The organism is Pseudalkalibacillus sp. JSM 102089, assembly GCF_041366475.1.
GTDB classification, from domain to species: domain Bacteria; phylum Bacillota; class Bacilli; order Bacillales; family Guptibacillaceae; genus Guptibacillus; species Guptibacillus hwajinpoensis_B.
In genome coordinates this window covers 957,966-970,822 of the sequence record NZ_JBEWYW010000001.1, presented here as the reverse complement: position 1 = coordinate 970,822, position 12,857 = coordinate 957,966, and the positions used below count along the sequence as shown (strand labels likewise).

12 protein-coding genes are annotated in these 12,857 nt (G+C 39.5%); 10 read left to right on the top strand and 2 right to left on the bottom strand.

Annotation, left to right across the window (positions count from 1 at the left end; genetic code table 11):
• On the top strand, positions 1 to 97 hold a 97-nt coding region (locus tag ABVF21_RS04845; RefSeq protein WP_160917705.1), incomplete at its 5' end, for an IS3 family transposase.
• Positions 98 to 229: 132 nt separating this feature from the next.
• On the opposite strand, the gene ABVF21_RS04840 is transcribed toward ABVF21_RS04845, so the two are convergent.
• Entirely contained in the window at positions 230 to 1,081 is an 852-nt protein-coding gene (locus ABVF21_RS04840; protein ID WP_371017585.1) for a glycine betaine ABC transporter substrate-binding protein, read from the bottom strand.
• A gap of 132 nt (positions 1,082 to 1,213) precedes the next feature.
• On the opposite strand from ABVF21_RS04840, the gene ABVF21_RS04835 reads away from it, so the two are divergent.
• A complete protein-coding gene (locus tag ABVF21_RS04835; RefSeq protein ID WP_194221031.1) occupies positions 1,214 to 1,408 on the top strand; it encodes a hypothetical protein in 195 nt (64 codons plus the stop codon).
• A gap of 84 nt (positions 1,409 to 1,492) precedes the next feature.
• Here the strand turns inward: ABVF21_RS04835 and ABVF21_RS04830 are convergent, their stop codons facing one another.
• Entirely contained in the window at positions 1,493 to 2,131 is a 639-nt protein-coding gene (locus ABVF21_RS04830; protein ID WP_303535982.1) for a LysE family translocator, read from the bottom strand.
• A 337-nt stretch (positions 2,132 to 2,468) separates the two neighbouring features.
• Here ABVF21_RS04830 and ABVF21_RS04825 point away from each other — a divergent pair, with 337 nt between their 5' ends.
• The 8 genes from ABVF21_RS04825 to ABVF21_RS04790 all read left to right on the top strand — a co-directional run bounded on the left by ABVF21_RS04825 (position 2,469) and on the right by ABVF21_RS04790 (position 12,755).
• Complete coding sequence (locus tag ABVF21_RS04825) at positions 2,469 to 5,711, top strand: SNF2 helicase associated domain-containing protein (protein WP_371017584.1); 3,243 nt, start codon at positions 2,469 to 2,471, stop codon at positions 5,709 to 5,711.
• A gap of 80 nt (positions 5,712 to 5,791) precedes the next feature.
• Positions 5,792 to 6,079, top strand: coding sequence for an HNH endonuclease (locus ABVF21_RS04820; protein WP_303535978.1), 288 nt, complete (start codon positions 5,792 to 5,794; stop codon positions 6,077 to 6,079).
• A 193-nt stretch (positions 6,080 to 6,272) separates the two neighbouring features.
• Positions 6,273 to 7,844, top strand: a complete 1,572-nt coding sequence (locus ABVF21_RS04815) for a glycine betaine uptake BCCT transporter (protein WP_303535976.1) — start codon at positions 6,273 to 6,275, stop codon at positions 7,842 to 7,844.
• Positions 7,845 to 8,056: 212 nt separating this feature from the next.
• The gene (locus ABVF21_RS04810) at positions 8,057 to 8,881 is read left to right on the top strand and encodes an STAS domain-containing protein (protein WP_303535973.1); all 825 of its coding nucleotides are present in this window, start codon (positions 8,057 to 8,059) and stop codon (positions 8,879 to 8,881) included.
• 189 nt (positions 8,882 to 9,070) lie between these two features.
• The gene (locus tag ABVF21_RS04805; protein WP_303535970.1) at positions 9,071 to 9,784 is read left to right on the top strand and encodes an NAD-dependent deacylase; all 714 of its coding nucleotides are present in this window, start codon (positions 9,071 to 9,073) and stop codon (positions 9,782 to 9,784) included.
• Positions 9,785 to 9,901: 117 nt separating this feature from the next.
• Positions 9,902 to 10,390 carry a GNAT family N-acetyltransferase gene (locus ABVF21_RS04800; protein ID WP_371017583.1) on the top strand — a complete coding sequence of 163 codons (489 nt, stop codon included), beginning with the start codon at positions 9,902 to 9,904 and terminating at the stop codon, positions 10,388 to 10,390.
• 22 nt (positions 10,391 to 10,412) lie between these two features.
• Entirely contained in the window at positions 10,413 to 11,009 is a 597-nt protein-coding gene (locus tag ABVF21_RS04795) for a TIGR00730 family Rossman fold protein (protein WP_371017582.1), read from the top strand.
• 183 nt (positions 11,010 to 11,192) lie between these two features.
• Positions 11,193 to 12,755: a fatty acid--CoA ligase gene (locus tag ABVF21_RS04790; protein WP_371017581.1), complete on the top strand. Its 1,563-nt coding sequence runs from the start codon at positions 11,193 to 11,195 to the stop codon at positions 12,753 to 12,755.
• Positions 12,756 to 12,857: the final 102 nt, after the last annotated feature.

Here is a 12,857-nt window from a genome sequence, read left to right as displayed (position 1 = left end):
ATATGTAGACTACTATAACCATGAACGCGTAAAAGCAAAATTGGCTGGTTTAAGTCCGATCCAATACCGAACTCAAACCAGCCAAACAGCTGCATAATAAAAACTCTAACTTTTAGGGGTCACTACCCATTCGGGTTCCTTTTCATATTGATTAGTCAAACAAATGAACTAAAAATAAAGCCATTCATGAGAGCGAATAGATAAAGAATTCGAAGATGAGTTCAGGCCGTTATTCAGTCCATTTAGAGACAAGTTCTTCGTTCTCTTCAACCCACTGTTTTGCGCCTGTTTCGGTGTCGTCAGCATTCTTAATCGTTGCCATTAGACTACCGAGTGAATCATCATCCATCTTCCAATTGTTCATCCACTTAACGATTTCAGGGTGATCGTCACTGAAATCTGTTCTTGTCATAAAGTAAATATCGTCCGCTTCACCATATACATTTTTGGGATCTTCTAGGTATTTTAAGTCATATTCTGCAAAAGCCCAGTGAGGATTCCACAGCGTGACAATTATAGGTTCTTCGTCTTCATAAGCTTTCTTAAGCTCACTCATCATCGCTGGACCAGAGCTATCGACAAGGTCATAATTTAATTCATATTCATCAACAGCCGTTCTGCTCATTTCCATCAAGCTAGCGCCCGGATCAATTCCAACAATTTGTTCTAATCCAAGTTCGTCTTTTTTGTCGTTCAGATCATCAATACTATTGATATCCATATACGAAGGTACAACTAGCCCAAGACCTGTACCCTCATACCATGTTTCTTGCATCTCAACATCTTCTTTATACTCTTCGTATAGCGGTTTATCTGTTGTTGGTAGCCAAACCTCTGCTGCTACATCAAGGTCGCCTTGTGAAATACCAGCCCAAACAGGTGATTTTTCCATTGATTTGAGTTCAATATCATACCCTTTTTCTTCAAGTATCACTTTCCACATATTTGAAACGGCGATGTTTTCAGCCCAGTTGTTTAATCCAAACGTAACCGTTCCTTTCGATTCTTCACTTTCTCCAGATCCACAAGCTGCTAAAATTGAAAGTGCTGCAATGACTAGGACTAAGATTCCTCTCCTCATAAATACTCTCCTTTTTCTTTCTTATTTTTTGTGCGAAAACGCACATGTTTTCTATCATAACAAATGTGTCACACTTTTGCAGGTTTATTACAGAAAGGAGACAGTGTATGATGAAGGTAGGGAGGGATGGGGATGATCACAATTGCAACAACGCTTATTGTTATTTTTCTTGTTATTATTTTAATTGGTACGCTAATGGTTGCCGGAAAAAGTGATCCTGGGTATGGGAAGAAAGCGAAGAATACAACGGTTACCATTTCCGCTATTTATCTTCTTGTGAGCGTTCTCGCTATAGCAGGCATTGCAGCTTATGTTTATTTTACGTAAACGTATCATTGTAACGAGAATGCTGCCTCAAAAACATTCGTAGTCATAAATGAAGACGTAATAGGATTGGCTGCATAGCCAATCCTATTTTGAAGCAACGAAAATCATTTCAGCTGCAAGGTAGCCGAACCGTAATCCAAAAAATAATAATACGAGACTGGCTGTTACACTAATCGCGCGGAGCGTTCGAGGTTTCATTAGTGATTTTCCGAAGTGGACGGTCATACAAAGATTGACATTCCAAAGGCCGATCCCAATGAAAACGAGTGCAGATAAGAAAAAGGCTTGCCATTTGTCTGGTTGTTGCAGTGAAACGCTAAGCACTGATCCGTAAATACCGAGCCAGAAAAGAAGGTTCATCGGATTAAATGCAGCGATCATGAAACCAGCTGCGTAGGAATGAAATAAGCCCGTTTTTTCTTTGTCCTCGTCTTCATCAAGACTTACTTGAGATCGAAAGCCTTGAATCCCAGAAATCGTTAAGATAATGGCTCCGAGAATCATTAAACTAATTTGGACAATAGTCAACTTAACAAAAGTTGCAATACCGAAATACATCAAATACATGAGTACAAGGTCTGCACTCATTCCACCTGCTCCTACGAAGAGAGAAGACCAGAACCCTTTATGAATTCCTCGCTTCATGATTTCGATGTTAATTGGGCCGAGCGGAGCAGCAATGGATAAGCCTAGGATAATGTGAGCAATAGCAATTTCTAGCATGGCGAGCAATCTCCTTTTATCTATGTATTCTGATTCAAGATAAATACTTTTGAGCAGGCTGTTGGAGTGGATAGATAGTTGATTTATTCGAATGAAGTGAAGGGTTCACTCGAATGAATCAAACATCTAGAGATCATTTTTCGTAACGAATGTACCTTGAAATAAGGAATTCCTCTTTCTTTAATACATGTCCAAACGGTCTAAATTAGAAGTCTCATTTTGAATTTAGGGAAAAATATGCTATTATGCTCTTTTGGGTCGCGCAATATTTTGAAGAAGATGTGGAAAATTGTATAATGAAGGTTACTACTACCATTGGAATTGATGTGATGTGGATATGAAGCATTTTTCTATGTTTACTAAAAGTGAAATAAAAGAACGTTTTCCAGTGAGCTTCTATCAAAGAGGTCTCACCTATTTTCAGAATGGGCGCGTATCTGAGCTTACATATGATAAAGAAGATCAGTCTTATCGAGCTTATGTAAACGGAAGTTCTGAATATGGCGTGTTAATTGAGCTACTTGGTGATAACTGGTTTGGGTCTTGTGAGTGTCAAGCATTTGAAACATATGGCACTTGTAAGCATCTTGCTGCTGTGCTTATTGCAATCAGCGAGAAAGGGCCGGAAGAAAGTGAAAAGGAAAAACCATCACAGGTACCTCAATCACCACGAAGCTACAGTGAAACAAATCAGCTCATTCAAGTGTTAAGTGATTATCAACCCGAAGTGAACCGCTCAAGATTGAGAGCGGATGAGTTGAAGATTGAGTTTACATTGAAAGCGAGCTCTTACCCGACGCTTCGTAAATCTCAAGGTGATTCACCGTGGACTCTTGAACTTAAAGTAGGGGTAAACCGTTTATATGTTGTGAAAGATATTCGCGCATTTCTTGATGCGATTCTTGATGAGCAATCTTATTTGTTTACGAAAAAGTTCAGTTATGAACCAGATGAACATACGTTTCATGAACTCGATGAGCCTTTTATTCAACTTCTACTCGCAATAAGAAGGAATGAGAAGGTTTATTTGGATTTACCTGATAACTGGGGGCGTTTTACTGAAAACCGTGAATTGATTTTACCTCCATTGACAGCGAATGAGTTTCTTTCAGAGTTTTTAAAGCAAAACAGATTGATTCGTTTTGAATACAATCGGACGCTTTATGAAGAGACTGAACTTTTCGATGGTGGGTTACCATTTTCTTTTGAGATTGAACAGCGGGAAGATGATTACGTACTTCAGTTAAATGGATTTCAAAGCGCAGCTTACTTTCCTACTTATGGGTGGTTATTTCACGATGAGAAGCTTTATAAACTGTCGAAAAAACAGCAGTCCTTATTAAGGGATCTGTCTCATTTTCGAAATGCGGCTAGAAAAAGTGACTTATCCATTTCACAAACGCAGATTGAACCATTTCTTTCTCAGGTCGTTCCAGGTCTCAAAAAGCTTGGGGATGTATTGATCTCTGAACAGATCAATGAAAAAATCATCAATCCTGATTTGCGTGCGAGAGTCTATGTAAATGCAGAAGGACAGCGACTTCTAGTTAACGTTGAATATGAATATGGCGAAGATGTGATTAATCCTTTTAAAGATGATTCCCGGATCGTAAATGACCAGGGAGGCATTGTCTTAAGAGACAGTGAAAAGGAACAGACCATTATGTCTCTTATTGAACAAGCATCACTAAAATTCAACGGTAAAGAACTTTATGCAGAAGATGAAGCGGTGATATTTGACTTTCTTTACTGGACAATTCCAGAACTAAATGACCTTGCTGATGTGTTTCTGACAGAATCTGCTCGAGGTTGGTTATTGGATGAATCATCGGCTCCGGTAACATCAGTAGATATGGATCATAGTGGAAATTGGCTTGATGTAAGCTTTGACATGAAGGGATTAGATGAAGAAGAAATCTCTCATATTCTTAAAGCTGTGATCGAAAAAGATCGCTATTATCGCCTTGCGAATGGTGCCTTCGTTTCAATTGAAAATGAAGATTTTCAACATGTTAGTCAGCTATTCGACGACCTGAATATAAAAGAAAAAGATATCGAAAGAGGAGAACTCCATCTGCCACTCTATAGAGGGCTCCAGCTCGACGAAAGAATGAGCGGCGGAAAGCACGCTTCACGTTATAGCAAGGCTTTTCGAGATCTTATCTCCCGTTTAAAGCACCCGGAGGACCTTCAGTTTGATCTTCCATCAGGGCTAGAAGCGGATCTTCGCTCGTACCAGATGACGGGATATCAATGGCTAAAAGCACTTGCCCACTATCAATTGGGTGGGATTCTTGCAGATGACATGGGACTAGGTAAGACATTGCAAAGCATTGCCTACTTGCTGTCTGAGAAAAAAGATAATCCAGAAGCGATGGCGCTTGTTGTCGCACCAGCATCACTTATTTATAACTGGAAAAAGGAGTTTGAGAAATTTGCTCCTGGACTTCAGATTGAAGTGAATACTGGTACGCCTATTGAGCGTAAAGAGCTTCTAAGTCAAGGGCTTCAGCCAGACGTTTGGATAACTTCATATCCGACGCTCAGGCAGGATATTGCCCAATATGAAACCATTCAATTTGATTCCGTTATTCTTGATGAGGCTCAGGCAATTAAGAATCCTGCCACAAAGACCTCACAAGCTGTGAGACAATTAAGTGCTAAGAAGCGGTTTGCACTCAGCGGAACTCCAATTGAGAATTCACTTGATGAACTTTGGGCACTTTTTCACTCGATTATGCCTGGTTTCTTCCCGGATCAATCCACGTTCAGAAATTTACCACATGAGCGAATTTCGAGAATGGTAAAGCCATTTATTCTAAGACGTGTGAAGAAGGATGTACTTAAAGAGCTTCCTGATAAGATTGAGACGGTTCAAGTATCAGAGCTTACAAAACAGCAAAAAGAACTGTACATTGGCTACTTGCACCGTATTCAGCAGGAAACTAAAGAAAGCCTTGCTGGCGATGGTTTCCAAAAAAATCGCATGAAAATACTGGCTGGACTTACTCGTTTAAGGCAGCTATGCTGCCATCCGTCTTTATTCGTTGAGAATTACCAGGGGCAATCGGGTAAACTTGAGCAGCTTTTAGATATTGTTACGACATCAATCGAAAACAAGAAACGTCTCCTGATCTTTTCGCAATTCTCGAGCATGTTAAAGATCATTCATCAAAAGCTAACGGATCTAGGCTATTCCGCTTTCTATTTGGATGGTCAGACGCCTTCGAAAGATCGAGTTGAAATGACCGAGCGATTCAATGATGGTGAGAATGAAATTTTTCTTATCTCATTGAAAGCAGGAGGAACAGGATTAAATTTAACTGGTGCCGATACGGTTATTCTTTATGATCTATGGTGGAATCCAGCTGTTGAGGAACAAGCTGCAGGCCGAGCTCATCGAATTGGGCAGAAAAAAGTTGTTCAAGTCATGAGGTTAATTACCCAGGGTACCATTGAAGAGAAAATTTATGAGCTTCAGCAAAAGAAAAAAGAACTCATTGAGAAAGTTATCCAACCTGGAGAAACGATGATCTCTAGTCTATCTGAAGATGAAATAAAAGATATTCTGAGCATTTAATCGCTAGAACTTAAGGGTTTTAATTGGTTTGAATAGCCCTTATTAAAGTAACAAACACTACCTTATAGAGGGGTGTAAAGATGGATGTGTGTGAATTATGCGGAAGAACGGTTACCAAATGCACGTTGCACCATTTAACCCCTAGAGAAGAAGGCGGTTCTTTCAAACCAACCGCCTGGCTATGTGTGCCTTGTCATAAGCAGATCCATGCTCTTTATACGAACAAGGAGCTTGCTATTAGGCTCAATACGATCACACAGCTCAAAGAAGACGATCGAATTCGTCGTTATTTGAAGTGGATAAAAAAACAGCCAGGAACGAAGAGTGTTAAAACGAAGAAGGCAAACAGTCGAAAACAGAAAAAATAAATTTTCGAATCGATTTTTTATTAAAAATCCTTATAAAATGCAACGTTAATTGAAAAATCTCGAAAATGAGTTAGTTTGGATTCGAAATTCGGCGTTTCGACATTTTTTATAGTGGTATATGTAGATATAGGTAAAAAGGTACTAATTCTTATGCTATAGGAAAAGAAAATTATTTTAAGTTGAGGTGAAGTGTATGAGGGGAAAAGTATCCTCCGTGTTTTGGAGCACGCTCATTATAAGTTTATTAATGGTTGCTTGGGGAGCGATCTCTCCAGACACATTACAGTCGTTGACGGCGAGTGCCCAATCATTTATTTCGAATAAGTTTGGGTGGTATTACCTAATTCTTGTAACATTGCTAGTTATTTTTTGTGTGTTTATTATTTTCACACCGTACGGGAAAATTAAGCTAGGAAAACCCGATGAGAAGCCTGAATTCACAAGGTTAAGCTGGTTTGCCATGCTGTTTAGTGCTGGTATGGGTATTGGACTGGTTTTCTGGGGTACAGCAGAACCGATGTCTCATTACGCTGTTAATGCTCCTACTGCAGAAACTGGCACACCCGCTGCTATTAAGGAAGCTTTACAGTATTCATTTTTCCACTGGGGTATTCATGCATGGGCAATTTATGCCATTGTGGCGTTAGTTCTTGCATACTTTAAATTTAGACATGATCGTCCCGGCTTAATTAGTGCGACTTTATATCCAATTTTTGGTGAGCGCGTGAATGGTCTTTTTGGTAAAGTTATTGATACGCTAGCGGTTTTTGCAACAATCGTTGGTGTTGCGACAACATTAGGATTTGGTGCCGTTCAAATTAACGGTGGTTTATCGTTCCTAACAGATGTACCAAATAGCTTTAGTACACAGCTGATTATTATCGGTGTTGTTACGGTACTATTCATGATTTCAGCCTGGTCAGGGATCGGAAAAGGAATCAAATACTTAAGTAATGCGAATATAGGATTAGCAGGAGTTCTTTTCCTAGCGATGTTCATTCTAGGACCTACTGTTTATATTCTGAATATGTTTACAGATACAATCGGTTCTTACTTAACGAACTTAATGGCAATGAGTTTCCGTATTGCGCCATTAAATCCAGAGAACCGTGAATGGATTAATAACTGGACAATTTTCTATTGGGCCTGGTGGATTTCATGGTCACCATTCGTAGGGATTTTCATTGCCCGCGTATCAAGGGGAAGAACGATCCGAGAGTTTCTCGTAACTGTGCTTCTTGTTCCTTCGATTGTTGGATTCTTATGGTTCTCAACATTTGGGATTTCAGGAATCAACATTCAACAGCAGGGAATTGCTGATATTGCATCACTAGCAACAGAAGAATCACTCTTCGGTACGTTCCAGAATTACCCTCTAGGGCTTATTTTATCAATTATAGCCATAACCCTAATCGGTACATTCTTTATTACTTCAGCTGACTCCGCTACGTTTGTTCTTGGAATGCAAACAACATACGGTTCCTTAAATCCTGGTACAAGCGTGAAGTTAACGTGGGGGGTTACACAATCAGCTATGGCTGCGGTACTTCTATACACTGGTGGACTACAGGCGTTGCAGAACGTATTGATTCTCGCTGCTCTGCCGTTCTCCATTATTATGATATTAATGACCGTGTCCTTCTATAAAGCTCTAAAGAAAGAGAAATATTTAGTGGCGAAAGATCCAAAGCCTCGAAAAGAAAAACGAAAAGAAAAGAAAGCAGGTTCTGAACCTACAGATTCAACTGCGCCTGCTACAAAGTAAAGTTTTGAGACGATAAGGATTTTCTTATCGTCTCTTTTTTTGCTTATACTTATTTGACTCATTGAATTGATTTACATTAATCGTAACTAAGTCAAAATTTAACTATCTTCATTCATAAACTCAGGTGTCTATCGCTCAATCTTTACTTTTCCCCCCCCGTCGTTATAAAATGATTTGGCATATAGGAAATTATGGATAAGTAGGGATGGAAGATGACGGTGAGATTGCAATCTGCAAGTGAAAGAGTCCTCGAGCTAAAAGAGGAAATTGCCCATTTAATTACAGTAGAGCAAAATAAGAAATTCCCAGATCAGTTGGAGAGTCTATCTAATGAACTGCTCCCAATGCGTATTGAATTGGTCACCGTCTATGCTAAAGCGTTAGCGCTTGATGACGTTGAGAGTGAGCAGAAGATTAAGGAGTGGGGTATTGAGACTGGGGAAGAGTGTGCAAGAATTGGAACAACGCTTGATGCGATGTTAAGTGAGGTGCCTCACTATCGCAATTTTATAGGTGAAGTATTGAAGGGATATGCGATTGAGCAAGACATGGGTATTGAAGAGCTTTATGGAATGATTACGAAGCTAGATTATACAATGAATTTGGTCGTTTATTACTTTAGTGTTCCTTATGTTAACTATCAAACAAATTTACTTGAACAATCACGTAAGGAGATTCTTGAATTGTCAGCGCCAGTCGTGCCAATAATGGATGGTGTTGCCGTTCTACCTTTGATTGGAACGATAGATACATACCGGGCGAAGTTAATCATGGAAGAATCACTTCATCAATCTGTGAATCTCAATCTTAATTATTTTGTGATCGATCTCTCAGGGGTTCCCATCGTTGATACATTTGTCATTCAACAGCTCTTTCAAGTTATAGAAGCTCTTAAGTTAGTAGGAGTAGAAGCAAGAATTAGTGGCATCAAACCAGAAATAGCCTTATCAGTTGTAAAGTTAGAAACAAATTTTGGTCAAGCTAACACCTACTCAACATTAAAGCGAGCGCTAGCCGATTTAGTGAATATGTCTTAAGTGAAACTGCCCTTCACAGCCATGTGAAGGGCAGTTTTTAGAAAGGTTGATGTAATCATTCTTTCATATGAAATTGTAAAAAAAGATAAAACGACTTTACGATTAGATAACAAAAAACGGGACAAGTGGTTTAGAAAGCGGAAAATATGTGAATGGTTAACTATTGGATAAATGAAAGCTGGTGATTCTATGCTTACGGAACTATTTAATAAATCCAAACATACTGTTGTTTTAACAGGGGCAGGGATGAGTACAGAAAGCGGTTTGCCTGACTTTCGATCTGCACTTGATGGAATGTGGAATGAGGTAGACCCGCTTCAATTTGCTAGCAGAGATGCGATGAAATACGAACGAGATTTATTTGTTCGATTCTATAAGCAACGAATACAAAAGTTAAATGAAGCTTCTCCTCATAAAGGATACTATCATCTTGCTGATTGGGAACGAAGCGGAGAGCTTGGCTGTATTCTGACTCAAAACGTTGATGGGTTTCATCAGTTGGCCGGTAGTCAAAACGTTGCGGAAATGCATGGCTCATTGCGATCGATCTATTGTGATGAATGTGGAGAAAAAGCTTCAAGTGAAAGATACATGAATGATGATTTTGTCTGCCACTGCGGAGGATTTAACAGACCTGGCATTGTATTATTTGGTGAACCCCTTCCAATGAACGCGATTCATCAGGCAAAAGTGGAAGCGAAGAAGGCTGATCTTTTTATCGTTCTAGGTTCTTCACTTGAAGTATCACCCGCGAACGTTTTCCCGATGGAAGCGAAACGAAATGGTGCTAAGTTGGTTATTGTTAATCAAGAGGAAACGGGGTATGACAGCGCAGCTGACCTTGTTATACATGAAAAAATAGGCAAGGTTCTAAATAATCTGGCTGAAGCTAAGTCACAATAGCACATGGAGACAAAAAAACACCGATACATATCGGTGTTTTTTTATGGTCGAATTGACACTATTTTTCAAACATATTTAATAGTAAGATAAAAAGAGATGGAAAGGAGATGGCAGTTTTTGATAGTATTACAACCAATGAATGATTATGACTTCAAACAATTTCTGGAAGTATCGATTGATAGCTATGCAGAGGAAAAAGCTTCAGCGGGGAATTGGAAACAAGAAGAGGCATATGAAAAGTCCAAGCAGGAATTCGAGCGATTATTGCCTGAAGGAAGACACACCGAAGATCACTTTCTGTATACCATTGTTAATCAAGCTATAGAGGAAAAGCTAGGAAGCTTATGGGTGAAGGTGGATAACGAAGCAAAGGAAGCATTTATCTATGAGTTTGCTATAAATGAAGATAAACAAGGTAGAGGCTTTGGAACAGAAGCCATAAAGGCACTTGAAGTACTGTTAGAGAAAAAAGACATTGAAGGACTTTCACTTCATGTTTTTGGTCATAATACAAAAGCGATTCGACTTTATGAGCGTTTAGGATTTAAAACAACAAATATAAATATGAAGAAAAGCTTACAACCAAAGTCGTTATTGTCTGATTGATATAAGGGGGTAGGATCTGTAAATGAACGAATTGAAACGAATGACAGTTTTTTGTGGATCCAGTGAGAATGTTGATAACCACTATTTTGAAGCCGTCGAGCAGCTTGGCAAGGAGCTTGCAGAGAAGGAGATTGAAGTGGTATACGGTGGAGGCAATGTCGGGTTAATGGGGGCACTAGCAAGATCGGTTTTAAAAGCTGGAGGCAAAGTGACAGGGGTCATTCCTCGCAAAATATATGATAATGTGACCCACATAGAGCTATCGAATTTAGTTATAGTCGATACAATGCATGAACGTAAAGCCAAGATGTATGAGTTAGGAGATGCTTTCATAGCGTTACCTGGTGGAATTGGAACCCTTGAAGAATTAACGGAAATATTCACCTGGTATCAGCTTGAATATCATAATAAACCGATTGGACTTTTGAATACAAAAGGCTATTATGATCGCTTTTATCTCATGCTTGAACACATGGTAGAGGAAGGCTTTCTTCATAAGCAATATATGGAGCCGTTGCTTACAGAAGAAAACCCTGAGAAACTTGTAGCTATGATAAGTCGACATTCGGTTCCTATGATGAATAAATGGAAGCAGGATGATATAAGTGATCGCATTTAAATACCGGACATTCCGGTATTTTTTTGTGCTTTCTTATACTTTAAAGTAGGATTGTTTATTCAAAAAGGAAACACACCTAAATTAATTAAGTATTCAGATAAAAAAGAAGGGATTACCTCTGTGAAAATGGAACTATACATACGCAAACCAAATCTAAGAGAAGAAAGATGTGGAGGTTTCTAAATGTATATAACCATCGGTTCTTTGTTCCTTCAAACGGTAAAAAAGTATGGTAAGGAAGAAGCGCTTGTTGATGTAGATCGAAACATAAGATGGACGTATAGGGAATGGAATAACGAGGTGAACCGTCTCGCGAATGCTTTACTAGATGCAGGAGTTAAAAAGGGAGATCGCGTATCGACCTTCTTATTTAACACTGTGGAATTAGCTACGCTTTATTTTGCGAGTGCAAAAATCGGAGCTGTTATTAATCCAATTAATTTCAGATTGAAATCTAATGAAATCGCTTACATCATTGAAGATGCGAAGCCATCTATTTTCATATTTGAACGTGCTCTGGAACCGATTGTTTCAGAGATACAGTCTCAGTATCCGGATGTCTCGTTCTGGTCAATCGATGATCATGAGCCATCTTACGCAGAGAGCTACGAGAAACATGTTCGTCTTTCGCACGATCATGAGCCCATAGTTGAGGTAGATGAGAATGATACGTATGCGATTATGTATACGAGTGGAACGACCGGTAGACCTAAAGGTGTCATGCATCGTCATCGTAATATGATAGAGCAAAGCATCTTATGTGGCGCATCATTAAAGCTCACACAAGCCGATCGGGGACTTGTGGCGGCGCCAATGTTCCACTGTGCAGAATTGCACTGTAACTTCTTACCAAGAGTTCATTTTGGTGCAACGAATATCATTATTCATCACTTTGAACCGAAAAAAGTACTTGAAGTCATTCAGAACGAGAAAGTTTCAGTTCTCTTTGCGGCTCCAACGATGTGGAATATGATTCTTCAAGAAGATTACGCTAAATATGATCGAAGTAGTTTAAGGGTCGGCCTTTATGGTGCTGCCCCAATGGCGCCTTCCCTAGTCGTTTCGGTAAAAGAAAAGCTTGGTATTCATTTAATTCAAGCTTACGGCATGACTGAAATGGGGCCGGCTGTCACATTTCTTGATGAGCACGAACAGTTAACAAAAGTAGGTTCTGCAGGAAGAGCAGCCTTAAACCATGAAGTAAGAGTTGTTCGTCCGAATGAACGAGGTCCTTCAGAACCTGATGATGTGCTTCCTCCTGGGGAAGTAGGTGAAATTATTGTAAAAGGACCATGTATGATGATGGGGTATTTTAATCGTCCTGATGCATCGAACGAATCGATGTATAAAGGGTGGTATCATTCAGGAGATCTCGGCTATATGGATGAAGATAGCTACCTTTACGTTTCGGATCGGGTGGATGATATGATTATTTCAGGTGGGGAGAACGTCTACCCGAGAGAGGTGGAAGATGTTCTCCATGGTCATGAAGGAGTTTTAGATGTGGCGGTACTAGGGCAGCCAGATGAGAAGTGGGGAGAGATTGTCACCGCTATTATTGTGAAGAAAGCGGAAGGGTTAACAGAGGCAGAACTCGATCGTTATTGTAAAGAAAGTCCAAACCTTGCTGACTATAAGCGCCCTCGAAAATATTTATTCTTAGAAGAACTTCCGCGAAATGCTAGTGGCAAAATTCAAAAGTTTCGCTTGCGAGAAAAGTATCAAGTTGAAACAAATGGTTCCTAAACGTTAAGGTCAGCTAGGGGAGGGCCCTTTGAGACTTTATTAGCTAATATGGTTGATCATTCGATAAGCGGCTCATTCACATGTGAAATGATTTTGTTCTTT

What these genes read in the sequence shown, in the direction of transcription:
- ABVF21_RS04795 (WP_371017582.1), top strand. Translation starts at nt 10,413, where the DNA reads ATGAACGAATTGAAACGAATGACAGTTTTTTGTGGATCCAGTGAGAAT.
- ABVF21_RS04815 (WP_303535976.1), top strand. Translation starts at nt 6,273, where the DNA reads ATGAGGGGAAAAGTATCCTCCGTGTTTTGGAGCACGCTCATTATAAGT.
- ABVF21_RS04820 (WP_303535978.1), top strand. Translation starts at nt 5,792, where the DNA reads ATGGATGTGTGTGAATTATGCGGAAGAACGGTTACCAAATGCACGTTG.
- ABVF21_RS04825 (WP_371017584.1), top strand. Translation starts at nt 2,469, where the DNA reads ATGAAGCATTTTTCTATGTTTACTAAAAGTGAAATAAAAGAACGTTTT.
- ABVF21_RS04790 (WP_371017581.1), top strand. Translation starts at nt 11,193, where the DNA reads ATGTATATAACCATCGGTTCTTTGTTCCTTCAAACGGTAAAAAAGTAT.
- ABVF21_RS04805 (WP_303535970.1), top strand. Translation starts at nt 9,071, where the DNA reads ATGCTTACGGAACTATTTAATAAATCCAAACATACTGTTGTTTTAACA.
- ABVF21_RS04830 (WP_303535982.1), bottom strand. Translation starts at nt 2,131, where the DNA reads ATGCTAGAAATTGCTATTGCTCACATTATCCTAGGCTTATCCATTGCT.
- ABVF21_RS04840 (WP_371017585.1), bottom strand. Translation starts at nt 1,081, where the DNA reads ATGAGGAGAGGAATCTTAGTCCTAGTCATTGCAGCACTTTCAATTTTA.
- ABVF21_RS04810 (WP_303535973.1), top strand. Translation starts at nt 8,057, where the DNA reads ATGACGGTGAGATTGCAATCTGCAAGTGAAAGAGTCCTCGAGCTAAAA.
- ABVF21_RS04835 (WP_194221031.1), top strand. Translation starts at nt 1,214, where the DNA reads ATGATCACAATTGCAACAACGCTTATTGTTATTTTTCTTGTTATTATT.